The 22,602-nt window shown below is 67.9% G+C and carries 19 protein-coding genes; 4 read left to right on the forward strand and 15 right to left on the reverse strand.

Annotation, left to right across the window (positions count from 1 at the left end):
* Positions 1-183 precede the first annotated feature (183 nt).
* Complete coding sequence (locus tag J0J10_RS22880; RefSeq protein ID WP_291649497.1) at positions 184-333, reverse strand: hypothetical protein; 150 nt, start codon at positions 331-333, stop codon at positions 184-186.
* Positions 334-512: 179 nt separating this feature from the next.
* On the reverse strand, positions 513-7,205 hold the full coding sequence (locus tag J0J10_RS22885) for an apolipoprotein A-IV repeat region-like domain-containing protein (RefSeq protein WP_291649498.1): 6,693 nt from the start codon (positions 7,203-7,205) through the stop codon (positions 513-515).
* A gap of 270 nt (positions 7,206-7,475) precedes the next feature.
* On the opposite strand from J0J10_RS22885, the gene J0J10_RS22890 reads away from it, so the two are divergent.
* Both J0J10_RS22890 and J0J10_RS22895 read left to right on the forward strand, forming a co-directional pair.
* Positions 7,476-7,814: an Hpt domain-containing protein gene (locus J0J10_RS22890; RefSeq protein WP_291634132.1), complete on the forward strand. Its 339-nt coding sequence runs from the start codon at positions 7,476-7,478 to the stop codon at positions 7,812-7,814.
* Between the two features lie 172 nt (positions 7,815-7,986).
* Positions 7,987-8,307: a 2Fe-2S iron-sulfur cluster-binding protein gene (locus J0J10_RS22895; protein WP_291634134.1), complete on the forward strand. Its 321-nt coding sequence runs from the start codon at positions 7,987-7,989 to the stop codon at positions 8,305-8,307.
* Between the two features lie 6 nt (positions 8,308-8,313).
* Here J0J10_RS22895 and J0J10_RS22900 read toward each other — a convergent pair whose 3' ends face one another.
* Positions 8,314-9,549, reverse strand: coding sequence for an MFS transporter (locus tag J0J10_RS22900; protein WP_291634136.1), 1,236 nt, complete (start codon positions 9,547-9,549; stop codon positions 8,314-8,316).
* A 205-nt stretch (positions 9,550-9,754) separates the two neighbouring features.
* Here J0J10_RS22900 and J0J10_RS22905 point away from each other — a divergent pair, with 205 nt between their 5' ends.
* A complete protein-coding gene (locus tag J0J10_RS22905) occupies positions 9,755-10,177 on the forward strand; it encodes a universal stress protein (protein ID WP_291634138.1) in 423 nt (140 codons plus the stop codon).
* A 171-nt stretch (positions 10,178-10,348) separates the two neighbouring features.
* On the opposite strand, the gene J0J10_RS22910 is transcribed toward J0J10_RS22905, so the two are convergent.
* The 3 genes from J0J10_RS22910 to J0J10_RS22920 form a co-directional block, all read right to left on the reverse strand.
* Positions 10,349-10,945, reverse strand: coding sequence for a hypothetical protein (locus J0J10_RS22910; protein ID WP_291649499.1), 597 nt, complete (start codon positions 10,943-10,945; stop codon positions 10,349-10,351).
* A 106-nt stretch (positions 10,946-11,051) separates the two neighbouring features.
* On the reverse strand, positions 11,052-12,227 hold the full coding sequence (locus tag J0J10_RS22915; protein WP_291649500.1) for a vWA domain-containing protein: 1,176 nt from the start codon (positions 12,225-12,227) through the stop codon (positions 11,052-11,054).
* Between the two features lie 183 nt (positions 12,228-12,410).
* Positions 12,411-12,806: an HU family DNA-binding protein gene (locus tag J0J10_RS22920; RefSeq protein WP_327524581.1), complete on the reverse strand. Its 396-nt coding sequence runs from the start codon at positions 12,804-12,806 to the stop codon at positions 12,411-12,413.
* A 165-nt stretch (positions 12,807-12,971) separates the two neighbouring features.
* Between J0J10_RS22920 and J0J10_RS22925 the strand changes: the two genes are divergently transcribed.
* Positions 12,972-14,216 (forward strand): flavin-dependent oxidoreductase, encoded by a 1,245-nt coding sequence (locus J0J10_RS22925; RefSeq protein WP_291634145.1) that lies wholly within the window; start codon positions 12,972-12,974, stop codon positions 14,214-14,216.
* 190 nt (positions 14,217-14,406) lie between these two features.
* Here J0J10_RS22925 and J0J10_RS22930 read toward each other — a convergent pair whose 3' ends face one another.
* The 9 genes from J0J10_RS22930 to J0J10_RS22970 all read right to left on the reverse strand — a co-directional run bounded on the left by J0J10_RS22930 (position 14,407) and on the right by J0J10_RS22970 (position 22,360).
* Positions 14,407-14,781: a PilZ domain-containing protein gene (locus tag J0J10_RS22930; protein WP_291649501.1), complete on the reverse strand. Its 375-nt coding sequence runs from the start codon at positions 14,779-14,781 to the stop codon at positions 14,407-14,409.
* A gap of 108 nt (positions 14,782-14,889) precedes the next feature.
* Positions 14,890-15,348 (reverse strand): cupin domain-containing protein, encoded by a 459-nt coding sequence (locus J0J10_RS22935; RefSeq protein WP_291649502.1) that lies wholly within the window; start codon positions 15,346-15,348, stop codon positions 14,890-14,892.
* Complete coding sequence (gene eutC / locus J0J10_RS22940) at positions 15,348-16,205, reverse strand: ethanolamine ammonia-lyase subunit EutC (RefSeq protein WP_291649503.1); 858 nt, start codon at positions 16,203-16,205, stop codon at positions 15,348-15,350. Before eutC ends, J0J10_RS22935 begins: the two co-directional genes overlap by 1 nt.
* Positions 16,202-17,590 (reverse strand): ethanolamine ammonia-lyase subunit EutB, encoded by a 1,389-nt coding sequence (locus J0J10_RS22945; protein ID WP_291649504.1) that lies wholly within the window; start codon positions 17,588-17,590, stop codon positions 16,202-16,204. Before J0J10_RS22945 ends, eutC begins: the two co-directional genes overlap by 4 nt.
* 68 nt (positions 17,591-17,658) lie before the next feature.
* Entirely contained in the window at positions 17,659-18,357 is a 699-nt protein-coding gene (locus J0J10_RS22950) for an ABC transporter ATP-binding protein (RefSeq protein ID WP_291649505.1), read from the reverse strand.
* A 3-nt stretch (positions 18,358-18,360) separates the two neighbouring features.
* Positions 18,361-19,110: an ABC transporter ATP-binding protein gene (locus J0J10_RS22955; RefSeq protein ID WP_291649506.1), complete on the reverse strand. Its 750-nt coding sequence runs from the start codon at positions 19,108-19,110 to the stop codon at positions 18,361-18,363.
* Complete coding sequence (locus J0J10_RS22960) at positions 19,107-20,102, reverse strand: branched-chain amino acid ABC transporter permease (protein WP_291649507.1); 996 nt, start codon at positions 20,100-20,102, stop codon at positions 19,107-19,109. The genes J0J10_RS22955 and J0J10_RS22960 overlap by 4 nt, the downstream gene beginning before the upstream one ends.
* Positions 20,099-21,025: a branched-chain amino acid ABC transporter permease gene (locus tag J0J10_RS22965; RefSeq protein ID WP_291634161.1), complete on the reverse strand. Its 927-nt coding sequence runs from the start codon at positions 21,023-21,025 to the stop codon at positions 20,099-20,101. Before J0J10_RS22965 ends, J0J10_RS22960 begins: the two co-directional genes overlap by 4 nt.
* A gap of 165 nt (positions 21,026-21,190) precedes the next feature.
* The gene (locus tag J0J10_RS22970; RefSeq protein ID WP_291649508.1) at positions 21,191-22,360 is read right to left on the reverse strand and encodes an ABC transporter substrate-binding protein; all 1,170 of its coding nucleotides are present in this window, start codon (positions 22,358-22,360) and stop codon (positions 21,191-21,193) included.
* Positions 22,361-22,602 lie beyond the last annotated feature (242 nt).

The following is a 22,602-nucleotide window of genomic DNA, read 5'->3' on the forward strand; positions in this document are numbered from 1 at the left end:
CGGCCGGGATGTGACGCTCCAGGCTGAACTCGTAGAACAGCGCCTCCTGCGCCACCTGCCGTTCGCCCATCATCGCGCCGCCCTCCATCCAAGGACGACTGAATCAGGACTTCATACCCGCGGCAACGACGACTTTTTCAACGGTATCGACCCATAACGGACATCGTGAAGCCGGGGTAGCCGTCAGCGATCCGGATCGTCCTCGGAATTGGATGGAGTGTTCTTGGACAGGAGGTATTTGAATACCCAAACGACGATGCCAATTGCGAGAAAGAAGGCGATGAACGGCAACGAGAACAGGATGTAGTAGAGGGAGTTGTCGTTGTAGTTCAAACCGCTTCCTCCAGATGGTCCCGCAGCCCCTGATACCATCTATCGAGATGGCGGGTAATCGTCCGTTCCCGCCCCACCCGAGACATTCGCCACGTGGGGAGCTTGATACCCCTGCCCCAACAGAGAGAGTCGCCCTGACGGGCGGCCCTCGATCTTGCTGGTCCGGAAGGAGAGGGCGCTTACTCGAAGCGCCCGCTGGCATGGGCCAGCATGGTGTAGACCTTGCCGGTTTCCGAGGTCAGGTAGGTTTTGGCGACCATCGAGTCGCGATCATCCTTGGCCGCCTCGCCGAGCAGGCGCTCGAACTCCTCGATATAGCGGTCGACGGTCTCCTTGAACTCGGCGTCGCGGCGGTATTTGCGCCGGATCTCGTCGAAGGTCTGCTGGCCCTGCAGGGTGTAGAGCCGGCGCGTGAAGACGTTGCGCTCGCCGCGCTTGTAGCGGTCCCAGAGCTCGACGGCAGCGTCATGGTCGATCATCCGGGCGATGTCGACCGAGAGCGAATCGAGCTTCTCGATGCTGTGGGCGGTCGGCTTGGGCGTCTCCGGCGCGCGGTCGTCGCGCGAGGCCCGGTTGAGCAGATCGGAGAGCCAGCCGGACTTGGCCGGAGCCGGCTCCGGCTGCCGGCGCGCCGCTTCCGTGCGCGCCACTTCCTGGCGGACCGGCTCGGCCGCCGGGCTGCGCGCCGCCTCCGGTCGCGCCGGTTCCGGCGTCGGGTCGATCGAGGCGCGCAGCGGCTCCATCAGGGCCGGCATGCGCGGGCTCGATACCGTCGCCACGACCTGCGCCGGAGCACTCGCGGCACTGGCCGCGGCACGGCGGCCGGCGCCATCGCTCGACGGGCGCGCGACGTCGCTGCTGCGGCCCGACCGGGTTACGATCTCGGTCAGCTCGTTCAGCGCCTTGATCTGGTCGGCGACCACGCGGCGCATGGCAGCGGTCGATTCCTGCGTCTCGCGCGGCAGATCGAGCACGCCGCGCTTCAGCTCGGAACGCGTCGCTTCCAGCTCCTGCTGGATCTCGGCCGACATGGTGCGCATGTCCTCGGCCGCACTCTGGAAGCGCTCGGTGACCTTGGCGATCTCCGCGCCGACTTCGTTGACGACCTGCTCATAGGAGGCGCGCAGCGCCTGGGTGATGCGCTCGCGCTCGCGGCCGCTGGCGGCACGGATCGTGTCGAACTGCGCGGTGATCGCATTGGTCGTCGTCTCCGCGGATTCGCTGAGGACGCCGCCGATCTGGCGGGTACGCGTCTCGGCTGCGCTGAGCGACTCGTCGAGCGTCGACGAGAAGGAGCGGGTGATCTGCTCGATGTCGTCGGTGCGCGTGGCGATCAGGCCGTGCAGATGCTCGAGCGCCTCCTTGCGGTCGGCCAGCGCATTGCCGACGCGGGCTTCGACCTGCTCGAGCCGGGCCGCGACCGCGTTCAGTGCCGCGGCATTGGTCTGCGTCGCCTCGGTCATCGAGGAGCCCTGCTCGTCGATCCTGGAGATCAGCCCCGCGGTCTCGCGCAGCGTGCCTTCCGAGAAGCCCTTCAGCGCCTCGATCTGGCCCGCGACCTGCATCGAGGCGCGGCCGGTCTCCTCGACCACCGTCGAGAGCACGTTCTGCAGCTCCTCGACGCGGCCGGACAGGCTACCCTCGATCGCGACGAGGTTCTTGTTCGCGCCGGTGACGATCTGCTGCATCAGCTTGTTCGCCTCGCCGAGGCGGCCGAGCATGCCGCCGAGCTCGCCGCGCAGCTGCTCATTGGTCTTGAGCAGGGCCTCGACCGACTGGCTGGTGCCGCTTTCGAGCGTCTCGCGCAGCTGGCTGGAGGCCGTCTCGAGCGCGCCGGCGATGTCGGCGCCGCGCTCGCGCAGCCCTTCGATGATCGAGCTGCCGCGGCTGGTGAGGGTCCGCACCACCGCTTCGCCGACATTGGCGACCTCGCTGGCGATCGCTTCGCCCTTCTGGCTGAGCGCCTCGATCATGCCGCCGCCGGTCTGGGCGAACAGCGCGCGCAGTTCCTCGGTCCGGGCACCGAGCGTCGCGGCGAGCTCGCCGGACTTGGTGTCCAGCGTCTGCGCGATCTGGGCACCGCGCTGGTCGAGGGTGCTGATCACGCTGCCGCCGCGCTCGTCGAGCAGCGTCCGCAGCTCTTCGGTGCTGGCGCCGAGCGCCGCGGCGAGGGCGTCCGATTTCGACTGCAGGGTGTGGGCGATCATCGCGCCGCGCTGGCCGAGCGCGCTGATCATGCCATTGCCCTTCTCGTCGAACAGGGCGCGCAGCTGGGCGTCGCTGGCGCCGAGCGTCGTGGTGAACTCGTCCGACTTGCTCTGCAGCGTGAGCGCGATCTGCGAGCCGTACTCGCCGAGCGTGCTGATCATGCCGCCGCCCTTGTCGTCGAAGAGGGCGCGCAGCTGAGCGTCGCTGGCGCCGAGCGCCGCGGCGATCTCGTCCGACTTGCTCTGCAGCGTCTGGGCGATCATCGAACCGCGCTGGCCGAGCGCGCTGATCATGCCGCCGCCCTTCTCGTCGAACAGGGCGCGCAGCTGCTCGCTGCTGGCGCCGAGCGCCGCGGCGATCTCGTCCGACTTGCTCTGCAAGGTGAGGGCGATCTGCGAGCCGTGCTGGTCGAGCGTGCTGATCATGCCGCCGCCCTTGTCGTCGAACAGGGCGCGCAGTTCTTCGGCGCGGGCGCCGAGGGTGAGCGAGATCGCGTCCGAGGTGCCCTGGAGGCGCTCGGCGATTTCAGTGCCGCGCGAATCCAGCGTGCCGGAGACTGTGTCGAGTCGGTTGACCACGCGCTCTTCGAAGCGCGCCACGCTCTGGTCGAGCGTGTCGGCGATCTGGAGGGCGCGCCCACCGAGCGTCGCATTGATGCTGTCGGCCTTGTCGGCGAGGGTGCGCGTCAGCGCCTCGCTCTTCGACGTCACGACCTCGCCGATCTCGTCGGCCTTGGCGGCCAGGGCGCGGGTGACCTCGCGTCCGCCCTCGGCCATGACGCGGGCGATGTCGACCGTGCGCTCGACCAGCGCCTCGTTGAGGGCGGTGGCGCGCGAGCCGAGATTGCCGTCGATGCGGGCGATCAGGCTGTCGAGCGATCCGGCGATCTCGGCGCTCTTGGCGCTGGAGCGCTCCTCGAAGACGCGGATCTGGTTCTCCATCGCCGCGGCCGCTTCCTGCGTCCGCGTGCTCATGATCTCGGCTGCGTGCTGCGAGCGCTCGCCGATGCGTTCGGCCAGGGCCTGACCTTCCTCGCCGAGCAGCTTCTCGACTTGGTTGAGGCGCAGCGTGACCGCGTCGGTGAAGGAGCGCGCATCGTTGCCGATCTTCGAGGCGAGCGTGCCGCCGCGGGTGACCACGATTTCCTCGAGCGCGCCGAGGCGGGCGCTGATCGAAGCCTCGATCTCCCGGCCCTGGACGTCGAACAGGCGGGTGAAGGCGTCATGGCGCCCGGCCAGCAACTCGTTCAGCGCCTGCGAGCGCACATCGACAGAGCGCATCAGCGACTCGGCATTCGCGGCCAGAGCCTCGTTGACGCGTCCGCCCTGCTGGGTGAGCGCGATCACGACCTCCTTGCCGGTCGCGGCGAGCATGCTGCTCGCCTGGTCGGCCTGGGTGGTGAAGGTCTCGCGCAGCGCGATCGTCGCGTCGCTGACGCGGTCGGCGACATGGCGGCCATCGACATTGATCGTCTCGGCGAGCTTGCGGGCCGCCTCGCCGAGGCGCTCGGCGAGATGCTCGCCCTGTTCGCCGAGCAGGCCATGGACCTCGCGGCCGGTGGCGCTGAGGTCGGCGAGCAGCTTCTCGCGCTGCGAGCCGATCAGGCCGTGGACTTCCTGTCCGGTCGCGGCGAGGCCGGCGATGATGCTCTCGCGCTGGCTGCCGAGCGCGCCGGCGACCTCGTCGCCGGTCTGCGAAAGACGGACGATGAAGGCGGCCTGCTGGTCGTCGAACACCGCGCGGGCGCTGTCGCTCGCGGCGTTGATGCGGGCTGCGATCGCCTCGCCCTGATCGCCGAGGCGATCATGCAGCGACTGGCCGGCACTGGCGAGCTGGCTGATCAGCGCGCCGCTGCGCTCGGCGAGGAGGCCGTGCACGGAGCGGCCGACATCGGCGACGCGGGTGACGAGCGCCTGGCTCTGGCCGGAGAGCAGCTCCTGCATGTCCTGGCCGGTGGCGATGACGCGGCCGCTCAGGGCCTCGCTCTCCGCGATCAAGAGGTTGCGCACGCCCGAGCCGGCCTCTGCCAGCTGCAGGATGAGGTTCTCGCGCTGCTCGCCGATCGCGGCCTGCACGTCGGCGCCGACCTCGGAGAGGCGCGCCACCAGGCTCTCGCCGCGCTCGCCGAGCGCGCTCTGGACCTCGCGGCCGACATCCGACAGACGCGACACCAGTCCGCCGCCGCGCTCGTCGATTGCGGTTTCGACTTCGCGGGTGACGTCGGCGAGGCGGGTGACCAGACCGTCGCCGCGAGCGCCGATGGCGTTCTCGACGTCGCGGGTCACGTCGGCGAGCCGGGCGACGAGGCCGTCGCCGCGCGCACCGATGGAATTCTCGACGTCGCGGGTGACTTCGGCGAGGCGCGCGACCAGGCCTTCGCCGCGGACGCCGAGGGCGTTCTCGACCTCGCGCGAGGCGTCGGCGAGGCGGGCGATCAGCCCGTCGCCGCGGGCACCGATCGTGTCCTCGACCTCGCGGGCGACGTTGGCGAGGCTGCTGACCAGCCCACCGCCGCGCTGATCGATGGCCGCCTCGACGTCGCGGGTGACTTCGGCGAGCCGGGCGACCAGACCGTCGCCGCGGGCGCCGATCGTGTCCTCGACCTCGCGCGTGACGTTGGCGAGGCTGCTGACCAGCCCGCCGCCGCGCTGATCGATGGCCGCCTCGACCTCGCGGGTGACCTCGGCCAGGCGCAGGACCAGACCGTCGCCGCGGGCGCCGATCGCCTCTTCGACCTCGCGGGTGACGTTCGCGAAGCGCGCGACCAAGCCGTCTCCGCGCTCGCCGAGAGCCTCCTGCATGCCCTTGCCGACCTCGGTCAGGCGCTCGATCAGCGTGTCGCCCTGGCTGCCGATGGCGCCGCGGACATCATGGCCGATATCGGAGAGGCGGGTGACCAGGCTGCCGGCCTCTTCCGAGAACAGGCTGTGCACGGTCGCGCCGACGGCGGAGATGCGGGCGGTCAACTCCTCGCCGCGCTCGCCGATCAGCGTGTTCAGTCCCTTTCCGGCTTCGTCGAAGCGCAGGATGATCGAGTCGCTCTGCTCGCGCAGCAGGCCGTCGACGGTCTGCACCGTCTCGGTCAGCCGCTCGACCAGCGTCTCGCCCTGCTTGCCGAGCAGGCTGTGGACGGTGTCGCCGGCCTCCTGGATGCGGGAGGCGACGAGTTCGTTCTGCTTGCTGAGCAGCACGTGCACGCCGCGTCCGACCTCGGCCAGGCGGGTGGTGACGCTCTCGCCCTCGTCGGAGATGGTGGTGCGCAGGGTCTCGCCGGTCTCGGCCAGGCGCGCGGTCAGGTTGCTGCTCTGCTCCTCGATCAGCCCGACCAGGGTGCGGCCGCTGTGCTCGAAGCGTTCGGCCACGGTGGTGCCGCGCTGGGAGATCTCCTGCGCCAGCGTCTCGCCGGTGCTGCGCAGCGTCTCGTTGACCGTTTCGGCCCGGTTGGCGAGCGTCTCGGCGACCTGCGCGCCGGTCTCGCTGATCGCGCGGGTGACGTCGCGGGCGCCGGCGGTGAGGCCCTCGGTCAGGACCGAGCCGGTGCGCTCGAGCGAGCTTGCGATTTCCTGGACCCGGCTGTCGATCAGACCGGTGATGCTGTGGCTGGCGCCGGTCAGGCGCTCGCCGACTTCGCCCGATGTGACCTGCAGGCGCTCGACCAGTTCGTTGCCGCGTCCGCTGATCTCGTCGACCATGCGCTCGCCGGCGCGACCGAGCGCGAGGGTGATCTGGTCGCCCTTGTCGCTCAGCGTCACGGTGACGCGTTCGCCCGCCTGGGCGACCGCCTCGGCGATCGAACGGCTGGCGGTTTCGAGGTCCTTGCTGATGTTCTCATGGGCGCCGCTGATGGCGAACTTGACCCGCTCGGCATTGCCGACGACGGATTCGCGCTGCGTCACCAGTTCGTCGATCAGCGAGCGCAGCCGGATCTCGTTGTCGGCATAGGCGCGCTCCAGCGTCGCGATCTCGCCGCGGACGATGGTCTCGAGCTCGCCGGCGCGGGCGACGGCGCGTTCGATGCCGTCGCCCATCGCCGCGACCTCGCGGCGGATGGTCTGGCTCAGCGAGAGCACGGAATCGGTCGCGACGATCTCGGGCTCGGCCAGGCGCAGCGCGACCTCGGTCATCGCGCGCGAGACCAGGCGCATCTCCTGGGTGCGGCGATAGAGCGCCGCCAGGACGAAGAAGAACACGACCGGTGCGCCGGCGCCCAGCGTGAGCAGGGCCCATTGGCCCGGGCCGAAGGCGACGATGCCGGGCGGCAGGCCCTCGGCGAAGGAGCCGTAGCGGCTGACCAGGGTGAAGCCGACGCCGCCGAGCCAGGCCAGGGTCGCGAGGGCGGCGAACCAGTAGGGTTTGGCGGAGGGGCGGGCGGAGAAGGCCTGGACGAGGGAGCTGGAATCGCGGCGGTCGTCATTGGCGACGCGGCTGGTGTCGGGGGCGATGGCCGGGCGCGACGGTGTCGCTGGCTCTGCCGCTTCCGGCTTCGGCGGAGCGGATTCGACGCGCGGTAGCTCGACCTTGAGGTCGCCGCCGGTAGCAGCGGGCAGCTTCAGCTCGGGATCGCCGGTTGAGTTGTCGCCCTTGGGCTGGTCCAGCCTCAGCGCTTCCTCGATCGCCGACATCGCGGCTTCGGTCGGATCCTGGAGCTTGTTCTGCCGGGTCATGAATGCCGCCTCGCTACGCTACTGGCGATGGGCGCGTCGTCCCGCGCCGCACGACGGAAGAACGGCCGCCTCAAGCCGAGATTCCGCAAGCGACACGACGCCCATCGTTTACTGGCTCGAAGCGTAGTTGAGGCAGGCGGTGAATGAAACCTGTTTCCCCCGCCGATTCACAAACGTCGTTAACGCCTCATTCACCATGTTGGCGCTTCCTAAGAGGTCAGGAGGCGCGCCGGGACGCCGCCTCGGACCTTTAAAGTCGAGTTCCCCGTGATGACCAACACAGCCATTGATTTCGAGCATCTCGCCCGCCAGACCGGCGGCGATCTCGCGCTGGAGCGCGAACTGCTCGTTCTGTTCTCCCAGCAATGCGTCCGGCACCTGCGCACCATCCATGGCAGCACCGACGACCAGGCGAGGCGCGATGCCGCGCACACGCTCAAGGGCGCGGCGCGGGCGATCGGCGCCTGGCAGGTCGCCGATGCGGCCGATCTCGTCGAGCAGCAACTGGGCGCACCCGACCAGCTTGCGCTCGAGGCGGGCATGGACGCGCTGGCCCTGGCGGCGGCCGAGGCGCGGGCTGCGATCGCGCGCTTCGACTGCGCCGCCTGAAATCGCCGTTTCCCGCGCTTTCGAAATCCTCTAGAGACGATCGGGTCCGCGGGCTCCGCGGACGCCAATCCCATTCGCGGGCGGCAGGCGCGGCACGGCATTGAAGGCCGGGCCCGGCATCGCCCGGACACGCAAGCCGCGAAGCCGCCAGGACGGCGCGCCGGAGTTCACGATGCCGAAGATCACTTTCATCGACGCCCAGGGGACGAGCCGCACGGTCGAGGCGGAGACCGGCTCGACCGTGATGGAGGTCGCCGTCCGCAATGGCGTGCCCGGCATCGAGGCCGAATGCGGCGGCGCCTGCGCCTGCGCCACCTGCCATGTCTATGTCGACGATGCCTGGCTCGCGGCGACCGGCCAGGCCGAGCCGATGGAGGAGGATATGCTCGATTTCGCCTTCGACGTGCGCCCGGGTTCGCGCCTGTCCTGCCAGATCCGCGTCCGCGACGAGCTCGACGGCTTGATCGTCCGTACGCCCGCCCGGCAGGGCTGAGGACGCCTACTCCGCCGCTGCGGGGGCAGGGGCTGACAGCGTCGTCTCGTGGCCGGCGACCGGATGGCGTGGCACGAGCAGCGAAAGCCCGAGCGAGGCGGTAGCGACGCCAGCACCGATATAGAACACCAGAGCCGGATCGCGCAGCCAGATCAGCCCGAAGGTGATCGGCAGGAATACGGCCGCGATGTGGTTGATCGTGAAGGCGACCGCCGAGGTCGGGGCGATGTCGGCGGGGTCTGCGATCTTCTGGAAATAGGTCCGCTGGGCGAGGACGAGCGTGAAGCAGACGCCGTCGATGACGAAGAAGGCGCCAGCGAACAGGGCGCCCCAGTTGCCGAAGGTGCCGTGGCTCGCCAGCGCGTAGCCGACGAAGACGACGATCAGCGAGATGTTTTCGAGCTGGATGGTGGCGCGTTCGCCGATCCGCCCGACCAAGGCGCCCAGCAGCGGGCCGGCGAACATGTTGATGCCGTAGGTCGCCAGCAGCAGCGTCGCCGTCGCCGCGACGTCGTAACCGAAGCGCTCGACCAGCAGGAAGCCGCCGAAGGCCATGAAGATCTGGCGTCGCGCCCCCGACGCGAAGGTCAGTGCGTAATAGAGCCAGTAGCGCTTGCGCAGCACGAAGCCCTTGTTCTGCGGCACGGCGCCCTGGAAACGCGGGAACAGCGCGATCGCGACGATGGTCAGCGCAATGGTGACGAGACCGGCACCGAGGAAGACGGTGGCATAGCTCGGCTGCAGGGTCCGCCAGATCAACGCGATCGAGCCGAAGGCCAGCAATTGCGCGACCGCCGAGGCGCCGGCGATCCGCCCGAGCAGGCGCGGCGCCTCCGATTTGGGCAGCAGTTGCAATTGCAGGGATTGCTGGGCCGTCTCGTAATAGTGGAAGCCGATCGACATGATCGTCGTCGTCAGCAGCAGCCCGCCGAGGCTCGGATAGAAGCCGGTGAGGGCGACGCCGAGGCCCAGCGTCAGCAGGCTGAGATAGGCCAGCACCTGCTCGCGCATGATCCAGAACAGGATGATCGCGGTGAAGGCCAGGAAACCGGGAATTTCGCGCACCGATTGCAGGATGCCGATATCCTGCCCGGTGAAACCCGCCGCCTCCTTGGCGAAATTGTTCAGCAGCGCGCTCCAGCTCGCGTAGCCGAACCAGTTGACGAAGGCGAGCACCATCAGGAAGCTGGTCGGAGAGGCGATCAGTCCGGTCAGCCGGCGAGGGGGGGAGGCTTCGGACATCGGCGCACCCGAAATCGAGGACGTCGCGGCGGGGCGACCTAAGGCCGCGAACGCAGCATCGGCGGGACTGTTAAACCCATGCCGATCCACGTCAAATTCCGCGGCATCATGACGACCATGCGCGAAGCCGGTTGATCGAGCGCAACGACCCGGAACGCGCTCGGTGCCAGATTTCATCTCAGTCGAGTAGAGCGAGGAGAACGCGATGTACAAATCGATTTTGGTACCGGTCGATCTTGCCGAGGCAGAACTCGCCGATCCCGCCATCGCCGCTGCGGAATCCTTCGCCACGGCTTCGGACGGTACGATCCGGCTGGTCTATGTCCGCTCGCTGGTGCCGATCACCTATATGGAATTCGTTCCGGCCGATTTCGACGCCGGGCAGCAAGCCGAGGCCGAGGCGAAGCTCGCCGAAATCGCCGCCAAGGTGAAGCTGCCGGCCGAGCGTGTCTCCGCCAAGGTGCTGGTCGGCTCGGTCCATGGCGAGGTCCTGGCGGAGGCCGATGCCAGCGGCGCCGATCTGATCGTGATCGCCTCGCATGAGCCCGGCATGCTCGCCTATGTCATCGGCTCCAACGCCTCGACCATCGTCAGGCGGGCGAAATGCTCGGTGCTCGTGGTGCGCTAGGGTACGCTCCCCTCACGGAAGAGCAGCCGTCACCTTGGAATGCCGCGAAACAGCGCAGGTTCGGGATTCATCGACGGGGCCCGGTGCCTTCCGATGGATTCCGGGCGAGCTCGTCCAGGATGACGAGATCAGCTCACCCGAGGTGAGACGCTCGGCTGTGGCCCGAGGCCCTCAGTTCGGTTTGCCCCCGGGCACGAGCTCGCCCGGCACTTCGCCATTGGCGAGCTCGCGGGGGCGGTTGAGCCTGACCATCGGCCAGACTTGCCAGAAGGAGGCGGCTCCCAGCACGATCCCGAGCCAGCCGGCCGTGCTCGCGCCGCTTCGGAAGGCGCTGAGGCTGAAGAAGGCGAGCATGACCAGCGAGAGCCCGCCGACAATCGCCAGGGCCAGCCAGAGCGGAAACGGCTTGCCGGCGACGAAGCGGGCGCGCGGATTGGCGCGGCTGATCGTGGCCGATAGAGCCGTGACGAAGGCGTGATAGCGCGGATCGTCGCGCTCGATATCGGTCAGCGAGCGCCAGGACAGATTGCCGAAGGTGATGCTCTTGCCGTCGCTGAGCCGCAGCTGCGTCCGGAAGCTCTTCGCGGTGACATTGCTCGGCGTGTAGAGGAAGCGGACCTGCTCGACCGCAGCCAGCCTGACACGGTCGACCTTGCGCGTACTGTCGATCTCCAGCGTGTCGCCATCGAGCCGATAGGCGATCTCGAAGCCGATCGGCTTGGGGCGCTGGCGCCAGGAGGGAGGGGCGTCGTCGTCTTCGGCTTGCATGGCGCGAAGCTCTAGCCGGCCTTGCCGCGGAGAGCAAAGCGCGGGGTTGAAAATCTCCTGAAGAACATGCGCTGTTTGGGCCCGCGCATAACCAAGCCGGTGGATGTTACCGCGTCAGCGCCTTGATCGCGCCGTCGAGCCCATCCAGCGTCAGCGGGAACATGCGCCCGCCCATCAGCCCGCCGATCTGCCGGATCGACTGGGTGTAGCTCCACAGATGCTGCTGCACCGGGTTGAGCCAGACCGATTTCGGGAAGCGCTCGGTCAGCCGCCGCATCCAGACCTCGCCGGGCTCCTCGTTCCAGTGCTCGACCGAGCCGCCGGGCATGGCGATCTCATAGGGGCTCATCGAGGCGTCGCCGACGAAGACCAGCCGGTAGTCGGGCGGATAGGTGCGCAGGATGTCGAAGGTCGGGATAACCTGGTCGTGCCGGCGCCGGTTCTCCTTCCAGACCCGCTCATAAGGGCAGTTGTGGAAGTAGAAATGCTCGAAATGCTTGAATTCGGCCCGCGCCGCGGAGAACAGCTCTTCCGCCAGCTCGACATGCCAGTCCATCGAGCCGCCGACATCGAGGAAGAGCAGCACCTTCACGGCATTGTGCCGCTCGGGCCTGAGCTTGACGTCGAGATAGCCATGCTTGGCCGTTTCGGTGATCGTCTCGTCGAGGTCGAGCTCCTCGGCGGCGCCGGTCCGGGCGAATTTCCGCAGGCGGCGCAGCGCAACCCTCAAATTGCGGACACCGAGCTCGCGTGTGTCGTCGAAATCCTTGAACTCGCGCTTGTCCCAGACCTTCACCGCACGGAAATTGCGGTTCTTGTCCTGGCCGATGCGTACGCCCTCGGGATTGTAGCCATAGGCGCCATAGGGTGAGGTGCCGGCGGTGCCGATCCATTTCGAGCCGCCCTGGTGGCGGCCCTTCTGCTCGGCGAGGCGCTGCTTCAGCGTCTCGAGCAGCTTGTCCCAGCCGAGCGCCTCGAGCTGGGCCTTCTCCTCCTCGGTCAGGAATTTCTCGGCCAGCTTGCGCAGCCATTCCTCGGGAATACCGGCTTCCTCGAAGGCCTCGCCAAGCGTCTCCATGCCCTTGAAGACCTGGGCGAAGACCCGGTCGAAGCGGTCGAGATGACGCTCGTCCTTGACCAGGCAGGTGCGGGCGAGATGGTAGAATTCGTCGACGCGATGCTCGGCGAGGTCGGCCTCGACGCCCTCGAGCAAGGCGAGATACTCCCGCAGCGTGACGGGGACCTTGGCAGCTCGCAGATCGGTGAAGAGGCGCAGGAACATCGCGCTACTGTGGGCAGCGCCGCGCCGCGGTCAAGCCATGCCGGGACCGAGGACGAGTTCCACTCGGCGATGCGCGGCGGTCGGGGGCATAGTCCGGCCTGCCGATCTTGCCCGCCGAGACGGAGCATGGCGAAAGGACGCCGCGCCTTTCGCCATGCTCCTGATCTTTGAAAGCCGGTCGCCTCAGGCGACGGCGTCGGCGAGATCCTTGGTGACCTTGAACTTCACGACGGTCTTGGCGGGAACCTTGATCGTCGCGCCGGTCGACGGATTGCGGGCTTCGCGGGCCTCGCGCTTGGCCGCCGCCAGCTTGCCGATGCCGCCGAGCGTGACGTCACCACCGGACTTCAGGGTCTTGGCGACGACGCCGGCGAGCGAGCCGAGGATGGCCGAGACGTCAGCCTTGGTCTTGCCGGTCTCGTCGGCGATGGCGGCGATCAGTTCGTTCTTGGTCATACAACCCTCCTGGAAGAGCAATGATGAGAGTAGCCTCGCTCCGGCACCGCTTTTGAAGGCCGGAGCGTCGCGGCGAATCGGTGCGCTGTCGCGCGCGAACCCACCGTGTTGCATGGCTGCCATCCAAAAACGACAGCATTGGGCCTAGATACGCACAGAATACGGCTTCGTTCCGCGGAAAATGCGCTTTTCCGGCCCTGCCCGGGTGGCGGAAGCAACGGCGCGGGGCGATTGACAAGCTTCGCGCTGATATTTCAAGCTTGAAATAATAATGGGGAACGAGCGCGCATGAAGGTCATTATCGTCGGCGGCGGCATCGGCGGCCTCACCTTGGCGCTCATGCTGCACGCACGCGGCATCGCCGCGACGGTCTACGAGCAGTCCAGCGATATCCGGGAGGTCGGCGTCGGCATCAACACCCTGCCGCACGCCATTCGCGAGCTTGCCGAGCTCGGCCTGCTGCCGGCTCTCGACGCCGTGGCGATCCGCACCCGCGAACTCGTCTACATGAACCGCTTCGGGCAGGCGGTCTGGCGCGAACCGCGCGGCCTGCATGCAGGTGCGCCGGTCCCGCAGTTCTCGATCCATCGCGGCCGGCTCCAGGGCGTGATCAGGGACGCGGTCGTGGCCCGGCTCGGGCCGGAGGCGCTGCGCTGTGGCCGGCGCCTCCAGGGCTTCTTGCAGGACGAAGGCGGCGTCACCGCGCATTTCACCGATTCCCGCCGCGGGGAGGGCGGAGAAACCGCGCGAGCCGACCTGATGATCGCCGCCGACGGTATCCATTCGACGGTACGGGCCCACTACTTCCCCGACCAGGGCGCACCGCGCTGGAACGGCGTGCAGATGTGGCGCGGCGCCTGCGACTGGCCGGCCTTTCTCGATGGCGAGAGCATGATCATCGCCGGCGGCATGGCCGGCAAGCTCGTGCTCTATCCGATCGCCGAAGGGAGCAAGCCTGGAACGCGGCTGACCAATTGGGTGGTCAACATCCGCACCGGCGATCCCGCCAAGCCGCCGCCGAAGGAGGCCTGGTCCAAGGCTGGCCGGCTCGAGGACGTGCTGCCCTTCGCCCGCAGATTCACTGTGCCGGGCGTCGACATCCTCGCCCTGATCCAGGCGACGCCGGGCTTCTGGGACTATCCGATGTGCGACCGCGATCCGCTGCCGCGCTGGACCCATGGCCGTGTCACCCTGCTCGGCGACGCCGCCCACCCGATGTACCCGGTCGGCTCGAATGGTGCCTCGCAGGCGATCCTCGATGCCCGCTGCCTTGCCGACCTGCTGGTCCGGGCCGAGCATCCGCGCCAGGCCCTCGCCGCTTATGAGGCGCAGCGCCTGCCGGCGACGGCCGAGATCGTGGCGATGAACCGGGCCGGCGGCCCGGAGCGGGTCATCGATGCCGTCGAGGAGCTGGCGCCGAACGGCTTCGACGATGTCGAGCGCGTGCTGTCCTATGCCAAGCGCGAGATGATCGTGAAGACCTATGCCGGCAAGGCCGGCTTCGCCAAGGAGCAACTGGCGCCGCGCCGGTAGAACGAATTTCGCTCGCGCTGGCTCGTCATCCGGACAAGCCGCAAAGTGGGGCAGCTCCGAAAACCATCATAGAGCGCCGGAGTCCTATGACGGCTTCCGGTGTTCCGCTTCGCTCCGGCTGGAATGACGGCATGAGCCGAACGACCCTGTCGATCCGGTTCGTCCAGATGCCGGGAGCACCCGCCCGGGCTCAGCCGGCTTCCGTCAGCTGGGCGATTCTTGCCTTCAGCTGCGCGTTCTCCTGCTCGAGCTGCTTGAGGCGGTGCAGCAGGTCGAGCGGGGCCGGCTCGTTATCCGGCTTGGCAGGCCGCGTGAACTCGACGCCCTGACGCGCGCCGTCGCGCCAGCGCGCGCGCACCATGCGGCTTTCACGCTTGAGCGGCAGATAAAGCTCGAACAGCTCGGGCGTCGAGACCGCGTCGGAGAGGACGAGCAGCGCCCCGTGCTCGGACATGTTCCTGACGGTACAATCCAGCGTCGACCGACGCTGGTTGAAGATGATCTGGGCGCCGATGAGCGTGCGGCTGCGGGCATGCTGGCGGCGTTCGGTGGTGACGGCGGGCATGGGCCGAACCTTCCTGGTGGAGACCCGCATCATGCGCCGAAATACCGTCCTTTGCGCGCCTTACCCTTGATTAACCCTAACGCGGGCGACGCACCTGCCGGAGCCGGTTCAGCCGGCGTCCGGTGGAGGCGGCAGGAAGTCGATCTCGTAGCGAGCCGCGAGCGCCACGACTTCGGCCGGATTCTGCTCCTTCATCGAGTGAATCGCCCAGAACAGATCATAGAGCCGGCCGGTCGGCGCGACCCAGAACAGGCACTTCACGGGCGTGTCGCTCTTGTTGAACAGACCGTGCGGGACATTGCGCGGCAGCCGGATCAGGTCGCCCGGCAGCGCATGCGATTCCTGGCCGTCGAGCACGAGATCGAGCCGGCCCTCCAGCATGTAGATGAACTCGTCCTGGGTCGGATGGATATGCGGCGGCACGAAGGTGCCGGGCGGGAAGGTGGCGTGCCAGGAGAAGCTGTCCTCGCTCAGGGTCTTGGGTACATAGGTCTGGCCCAGAATGCTCCAGGTGATCGCGTCGATGCCCTCATTGGCACGCGTCACGCCGGCGGTCAGCGGCTTCATCATCGGTCTCCTTCTCCAGTGAATGCGTCGGAAGTGCGAGGTGGTTCCGTGTTCGCAACCGCGCCGGAAAGCAAAGCGGCGCCAGAGAGCGCAGTTTCGTTCGTCTCGATAGCGAGATCGCTCTCGTCCTTGAGGCCGATTCCGGTCAGCGAACGGCGAAGAGCCTCGGCGATCAGCCAGGAGAGCTTGAAGGCCGCGGGCTCATAGGCGAGGCCCTCCGGGCGGATGTTCGAGATGCAATTGCGATTGGCGTCGGTGAGACCCGCTCGTGGCGCGAAAGTCAGATACGCGCCGAGAGAATCCGGAGAGGACAGCCCGGGACGTTCACCGATCAGCATGGCCACAGCACGCGCGCCGAACGCCGCGCCGATCTCGTCACCGAGAGCAACCCGTGCCTGGCGCCCGACAACGAGCGGGGCGAGCCGCAGGCCCTGCCGGGCCAATAATGGCAACAGCGCCGCGACCAAGGGAACGGCATTTCGATGAACCGCCGTCGAGGAGAGCCCGTCCGCAACGATGAACGCCAGGTCGAAGTCGCCATACCGTGCCGTCAGCGCCTCGCGGCTTCCGGGTGAGAGACTTCGCCCGAGATCGGGCCGGCGCAGATACGCCTCGCGCGAGCCCGCCGCGCTGTCGACCTGGATCACCTCGAGGCCGAGGGCTGCAAGCCGGCGGGCCACGCCGTCGGCGTCGAACGGCGCATGCACTGCGTCGCGGGCCTGGGCATGGGCCATGCCGAAACGGAGCACTTCCCGCGTCGGCACGGAGGCGCCCGAACGGCCGAGCGCGACGCGGGCCGGCGTGAGCGTCGCGAGCTCGGCCAGTTGCGGCGCGCCGGATTTCGGCTTCTCGCTCATGCTGCCCTGCCTGGCAGGGCCGCCAGAAGGGCCTGTCCGCCCTGCCTCGCGCTCAGGCGCCCGGTCGCATCCGTGATGTCCATGCGCTGCAGCCAGGCCTCGAACTCGGGGACGCGCTTCAGGCCGAGAACTTCCCGGATATAGAGCTGATCATGGAATGAGGTCGACTGGTAGTTCAGCATCACATCGTCGGCGCCGGGCACGCCCATGATGAAATTGACGCCGGCCGTGCCCAGCAGGGTCAGCAGCGTGTCCATGTCGTCCTGATCGGCCTCGGCATGATTGGTGTAGCAGATGTCGCAACCCATCGGCACGCCCAGCAGCTTGCCGCAGAAATGGTCTTCCAGCCCAGCCCGGATGATCTGCTTGCCGTCATAGAGATATTCCGGCCCGATGAAGCCGACCACGGTATTGACCAGTAGCGGCTCGTAGGCCCGGCAGACGGCATAGGCGCGCGCTTCGAGCGTCTGCTGGTCGACGCCGTGATGGGCGTTGGCCGAAAGGGCTGAGCCCTGGCCGGTTTCGAAATACATCAGGTTGTCGCCGGTCGTGCCGCGTTGCTGCGAGCGGCCGGCCTCCATCCCCTCCTGCAGAAGGGAAAGGTCGATGCCGAAGGAGGCGTTGGCGGCCTGCGTGCCCGCGACGGACTGGAAGACGAGGTCGACTGGCGCGCCTTGCCCGATCAGAGCGATCGCACTGGTGACATGCGTCAGGACGCAGCCCTGCGTGGGGATCTCGAAGCGGGCGATCAGCTCGTCGAGTAGGCGCAGCAGCTCGCCGATCCGGCCGAGGCTGTCCGAGGCCGGGTTGATGCCGATCACCGCATCGCCACAGCCATAGCTCAGCCCGTCTATGATCGAGGCGAGGATGCCGGCGGCATCGTCGGTCGGGTGATTGGGCTGGAGGCGCACAGCGAGCCGCCCGGGCAGGCCGAGCGTATTGCGGAAACGGCTGACGACCCGGCATTTGCGCGCGACCAGGATCAGGTCCTGGTTGCGCATCAGCTTCGACACCGCCGCCGCCATTTCCGGCGTGATGCCCCGGGCGAGCCGGGCCAGCACCTCGCTCGTCGCCGCATCGGAGCAGAGCCAGTCGCGGAACTCGCCGACGGTGAGCGCGGCGACCGGCGCGAAGGCCGCCGCATCATGCGTGTCGATGATGAGGCGTGTGACCTCGTCGTCCTCGTAAGGGATCAGCGCTTCATGCAGGAAGGTCCGCAGCGGCAGGTCCGCCAGCGCGATCCGCGCCGCCATGATCTCCTGCATGCTGCCGGCGGCGAGCCCCGCCAGCTGGTCGCCGGAGCGCGGCGGCGACGCCTTCGCCATCAGCTCGCGGAGATCGGCGAAGGCATGGCTGGTTCCGCCGACCGCGACGCGATACCCCATTTGCCTGTCTCCCTCCCCAGCTCTCGCCAGAGCACGGTCCGGTCATCGCGTTGGAGGCGGACCTGCCTCTACAGATTCAGGAAGCGGTCCTTGACCGCACTATCGCTTCGCAACGCCTCGCTCGTGCCGCGCCAGACGACGCGGCCCTTCTCCAGCACGATATGCCGGTCGGCGATCTTGGCCAGCGCATCGACATTCTTGTCGATCACTAGGATCGACTCGCCTTCCGCCTTCAGCGCCGCGAGGCAGGCCCAGATCTCCTGACGGATGATCGGCGCGAGCCCCTCGGTCGCCTCGTCGAGGATGACGAGCTTGGGATTGGTCATCAGTGCCCGGCCGATCGCCAGCATCTGCTGCTCGCCGCCGGAAAGCTGGTTGCCGCGGTTGGCGCGGCGCTCCCTGAGCCGTGGCAGGAAGGCGTAGACCCGCTCCAGCGTCCAGCGCGGCTGGCCGAAGCGGCTGGCCGCCGTCGCGATCAGGTTCTCCTCGACCGAGAGCGTCGGGAAGATCTGGCGGCCTTCCGGGACGAGGCCGATCCCGGCCTGGGCGAGGTGGAAGGGCGCGCTGCCGGTGAGGTCGACGCCGCCGAAGCTGACGCGCCCGGCCTTCGGGCGGATCAGCCCCATGATCGAACGGATCGTCGTGGTCTTGCCCATTCCGTTGCGGCCGAGCAGGGTCACGACCTCGCCGGCGCCGACCGCAAGATCGACGCCGAACAGGATCTGCGCCTCGCCATAGCCGGCATCGAGGTTCTCGACCGTCAGCACGGTTCAGCCCTCCTCGCCGAGATAGGCTTCGCGCACGGCCGGGTCGGCCCTGACGGCGGCCGGCTCGCCCGAGGCGATGACGCGGCCATAGACCAGCACGCTGACCTTGTCGGCGAGCGCGAACACCGCCGCCATGTCGTGCTCGACCAGGAGCATGGCATAGCGGCCCTTCAGGCTGGAGAGCAGCTCGATCAAGCGCTCGCCTTCCTCGCGGCCTACGCCGGCCAAGGGCTCGTCGAGCAGGATCGCGGCCGGCTCCAGCGCCAGCGCCATGGCGAGTTCGAGCGCCCGCTTCTCGCCATGCGAGAGGCGCCCGGCAGGAACCTCGGCACGGTCGGCGAGGCCTACCGCCTCCAGCGCCGCCAGGGCAGGGCGGTTCAGCGCCGCGTCGCGCGCCGCATTACGGAACAGTGAGAGCGGATGCGCCACCTTGGCCTGCACGCCGAGTGCGACATTCTCCAGCACCGAAAGCGAGGCGATCGTCGAGGTGATCTGGAAGGTGCGGGCGAGGCCGCGCCGCGCCCGCTTCTCCGGCGTCAGCGCCGAAATGTCCTCGCCGCGAAAGCGGATCGCGCCGCTGTCGGGCTTGAGCATGCCGGAGATCTGGTGGACCAGCGTGGTCTTGCCGGCGCCGTTCGGGCCGATCAGCGCATGCAGTTCGCCGGGTGCCACGGAGAGGCTGACATCGTCGGTGACCTTGAGCGCACCGAAGGATTTGCGCACGGATTCGAGCGTGAGGACGGGCTGTTTCATGCGCCGCCACCCCCGCCCAGCTTGCGCAGCATGCCGACGATGCCGCCACGGGTGAACAGCACGAAAAGAATGATCAGCGGCCCGAAGATCACCCGCCAATGCTCGGTCAGATGCGAGAGCCCGTCTTCGGCGATGAGATAGGCGATGGCGCCGATGATCGCGCCATGCAGCGAGCCGACGCCGCCGAGCACCGCCATGAAGATCAGCTCGCCCGAGCGCTGCCAGGACATGAAGGCCGGGCTGACGAAATCGGTATGGTTGGCGAGGAAGAAGCCGGCGATCCCTGCGACCATGCCGCTGATCACATAGGCGACGAGCCGTATGCGGGTGACGTCGAAGCCGGTGACCGAGACCCGCACCGGATTCTCGCGCGCCGCCCGCAGGATGCGTCCGAAGCGCGAGGCGACGAGGATGCGGACCAGCGCATAGCAGCCGGCGAGTGCGGCGAGCACGCAATAGAAGAAGCCCGTGCGGGTCGAGAACAGATCGAGGCCGGCAATGGTGCTCTTCGCGTAGAGCGTCAGCCCGTCATCGCCGCCATAGGCCGAGAGCGCCTGCGCCAGGAAATAGACCATCTGGCCGAAGGCGAGCGTGATCATGATGAAGGTGACGCCGCGGGTGCGCAGGCAGATCGCCCCGGTGATCGCGGCGAACAGGGCGCAGATGCCGAGCACCACCGGCAGGATCAGCAGCGCCTCGGCCTGTCCTTCGGTGATCATGATGCCGGTGACATAGGCGCCTATGCCGAGGAAGGCGGCGTGGCCGAAGGAGACGAGCCCGCCGACGCCGAGGATGAGGTCGAGCGAGAGCGCCGCGATCGCGAAGATCATCGCCCGCGTCAGCAGAGCGAGCCAGCCGGAGGGCATGCCGAGGCTGACGGCGAGCGGCGCCAGCGCCAGCAGCCCAAAGAGCAGGATCGGCAGCAGCAGCCGGCCGCGCCTGCGCGGGGCCGGGGCGGCCACCGTCTCCGCCAGCGCCGGAGCCGTGCTCATGTGCGACCCCGCGAGGGCAGGAGCCCCTCAGGCCTCAGAAACAGCACCACCGCCATCAGGAGGTAGATCAGCATGGAGGAGAGGGCGGCGCCGGTGGCCCGGGCCGAGGGCGCGCTCATGAACAGGCGCAGCAAATCGTTCATGAAGGAGCGGCCGAGCGTGTCGACGAGGCCGACGATCAGGGCCGCGACGAAGGCGCCGCGGATCGAGCCGATGCCGCCGATGACGATGACGACGAAGGCGAGGATCAGGACGGTGTCGCCCATGCCGGGCTCGACCGAGAGGATCGGCGCCGCCATCGCCCCCGCGAAGCCGGCCAGCATGGTGCCGAAGGCGAAGACGATCATGAACAGCTTGCGGATGTCGACGCCGAGCGCCGAGACCATCGGGGCGTTCGAGGCGCCGGCGCGCAGCAGCATGCCGGTGCGGGTGCGGTCGACGACGAACCAGAGCAGCAGGCCGACGGCGAGCCCCGCCCCGATCAGTGCGAAGCGGTAGGTCGGATAGAGGATGCCGTCCAGCAGCGCGACATTGCCAGAGAGGAACTCCGGCACCGGCACCGAGAGCGGAGCCGCGCCCCAGATGATCTTGACGCCCTGGTTGAGCAGCAGGATCAGCCCGAAGGTCGCCAGCACCTGGTCGAGATGGTCGCGTTCGTAGAGATGTCGGAAGACCAGGAATTCGAGCGCGAGGCCGAAGACCAGCGCCGCCGCCAGCGCCAGTACAAGCCCGAGCACGAAGGAGCCGGTCAGCGCGACGAAGGTCACCGCCAGATAGGCGCCGAGCATGTACTGCACGCCATGCGCCAGGTTGATGAAATCCATCACGCCGAAAACGAGGGTCAGCCCTGCCGCCACCAGGAACAGCAGGATGCCGAACTGCAGCCCGTTCAGGATCTGGACAAGGAGGAGGCCGGTGGTCATGCGCTTGCGCAACTCGGCTTAAGAACAACAGACGCCGTCATCCCGGCCGCAGCGAAGCGGAGGGCCGGAACCCATGCCTGAACATCGGTCGGTCTGGCATGGATCCCGGGTCGGGCTGAAGCCCGCCCGGGATGACCATTCAGGTCGCGGTGAAGGACGAAAGCGTCACTTCAGCGCGCAATCCTTGGCGTGCGGATCGGCGTAGTCCGTGAACACCTTCTGGGCGATCTCGGTCTGGAACTTGCCGTCCGGCCGCTTGGCGACCTTGACCAGGTAGAAGTCCTGGATCGGGTAGCCATTGGTGTTGAACTTGAACTTGCCGCGAAGCGAGGTGAAATCGGCCTTCTTGAGCGCGGCGCGCAGCTTGTCCTTGTCGCCGGTGCCGCCCGCCGCCTTCACGGCCGAGTCGATCAGCTGCGCGGCGTCGAAGGCCTGCTGGGCATAGGAGCCGGGCACGATCTTGTAGGCCGCCTCATAGGCCGCGACGAACTTCTTCGTCTGCGGATTGTCCATGTTCGGCGCCCAGGTCATGCCGCCGAACATGCCGACCGCGGCGTCCTGCTGCGCCGGCAGGGTCGACTCGTCGACCGTGAAGGCGGAGAGGAACGGCACCTTGCCGGTGAGGCCGGCCTGCGACCACTGCTTGACGAAGTTGACGCCGAGGCCGCCGGGCAGGAAGGCGAAGACCACGTCGGGCTTCGCCGAAGCGATCTTGGCGAGCTCGGCCGAGAAATCGAGCGAGGTCAGCGGGACATAGACCTCGTCGAGGACCTCGCCCTTGAAATAGCGCTTGAAGCCGGCCAGCGAGTCCTTACCCGCCTGGTAGTTCGGCGCGATGATATAGGCCTTCTTGTAGTTCTGGTCCTGGGCGTATTTGCCGAGCACCTCGTGGACCTGGTCGTTCTGGTACGAGGTCACGAAGAAGTTCTGGTGGCAGGCCTTGCCGGCCATGGTCGACGGGCCGGCGTTCGGGCTGATCAGGATGGCGCCGGAATCCAGCACGGGTTTGGCGATCGCGCCAAGGATGTTGGAGAACACCGGGCCGACGACGAAGTCGACCTTACCGCCCTCGACGAAGCTGCGGACCTTGCCGACCGCGACATCGGGCTTCAGCTCGTCGTCGATGATGGTGATCTGCACCGGCACGCCGCCGAGCTTGCCGCCGTTCTGGTCGACCGCGAGCTGGAAGCCGTCGCGAACCTGCTGGCCGAGGGCCGCCGCAGGCCCGGTCAGCACGCTGACCACGCCGATCTTCAAGGGTTCCTGCGCCTGGGCGCTCGAAAGCCCGAGGGCGAGCATGCCGGCGCTGAGCGACAATGCGAATTTGAGATTCATGTCTGATGTCCTCCCGGGACGTGCCAGATACGGCCGCCGGCGGGGTTCCCCATCCCCGTCCAGACGGCGTCGGCAGTCATATTGTTTCAAGCTTAAAATATCTGCAAGGGGGGTCCTGCGGGTAATTTTCGTGCGTGGATCGAGGCGCTATTCTCGGGCGGAGCGAAGCGCAGACCCGAGCAATTCCAGACGAGAAGGCGCTTTACGGCGCCTCCTTCGGCAAGAGATGCCCCGGGTCAAGC

This window comes from Allobosea sp., from assembly GCF_017308075.1.
Classification (GTDB): Bacteria; Pseudomonadota; Alphaproteobacteria; order Rhizobiales; family Beijerinckiaceae; genus Allobosea.

Excerpts from the sequence above, each read along its gene's own strand:
- J0J10_RS22885 (WP_291649498.1), bottom strand. The coding sequence starts at position 7,205 with ATGACCCGGCAGAACAAGCTCCAGGATCCGACCGAAGCCGCGATGTCG.
- J0J10_RS22890 (WP_291634132.1), top strand. The coding sequence starts at position 7,476 with ATGACCAACACAGCCATTGATTTCGAGCATCTCGCCCGCCAGACCGGC.
- J0J10_RS22895 (WP_291634134.1), top strand. The coding sequence starts at position 7,987 with ATGCCGAAGATCACTTTCATCGACGCCCAGGGGACGAGCCGCACGGTC.
- J0J10_RS22900 (WP_291634136.1), bottom strand. The coding sequence starts at position 9,549 with ATGTCCGAAGCCTCCCCCCCTCGCCGGCTGACCGGACTGATCGCCTCT.
- J0J10_RS22905 (WP_291634138.1), top strand. The coding sequence starts at position 9,755 with ATGTACAAATCGATTTTGGTACCGGTCGATCTTGCCGAGGCAGAACTC.
- J0J10_RS22910 (WP_291649499.1), bottom strand. The coding sequence starts at position 10,945 with ATGCAAGCCGAAGACGACGACGCCCCTCCCTCCTGGCGCCAGCGCCCC.
- J0J10_RS22915 (WP_291649500.1), bottom strand. The coding sequence starts at position 12,227 with ATGTTCCTGCGCCTCTTCACCGATCTGCGAGCTGCCAAGGTCCCCGTC.
- J0J10_RS22920 (WP_327524581.1), bottom strand. The coding sequence starts at position 12,806 with ATGGCAGCCATGCAACACGGTGGGTTCGCGCGCGACAGCGCACCGATT.
- J0J10_RS22925 (WP_291634145.1), top strand. The coding sequence starts at position 12,972 with ATGAAGGTCATTATCGTCGGCGGCGGCATCGGCGGCCTCACCTTGGCG.
- J0J10_RS22930 (WP_291649501.1), bottom strand. The coding sequence starts at position 14,781 with ATGCCCGCCGTCACCACCGAACGCCGCCAGCATGCCCGCAGCCGCACG.
- J0J10_RS22935 (WP_291649502.1), bottom strand. The coding sequence starts at position 15,348 with ATGAAGCCGCTGACCGCCGGCGTGACGCGTGCCAATGAGGGCATCGAC.
- eutC (WP_291649503.1), bottom strand. The coding sequence starts at position 16,205 with ATGAGCGAGAAGCCGAAATCCGGCGCGCCGCAACTGGCCGAGCTCGCG.
- J0J10_RS22945 (WP_291649504.1), bottom strand. The coding sequence starts at position 17,590 with ATGGGGTATCGCGTCGCGGTCGGCGGAACCAGCCATGCCTTCGCCGAT.
- J0J10_RS22955 (WP_291649506.1), bottom strand. The coding sequence starts at position 19,110 with ATGAAACAGCCCGTCCTCACGCTCGAATCCGTGCGCAAATCCTTCGGT.
- J0J10_RS22960 (WP_291649507.1), bottom strand. The coding sequence starts at position 20,102 with ATGAGCACGGCTCCGGCGCTGGCGGAGACGGTGGCCGCCCCGGCCCCG.
- J0J10_RS22965 (WP_291634161.1), bottom strand. The coding sequence starts at position 21,025 with ATGACCACCGGCCTCCTCCTTGTCCAGATCCTGAACGGGCTGCAGTTC.
- J0J10_RS22970 (WP_291649508.1), bottom strand. The coding sequence starts at position 22,360 with ATGAATCTCAAATTCGCATTGTCGCTCAGCGCCGGCATGCTCGCCCTC.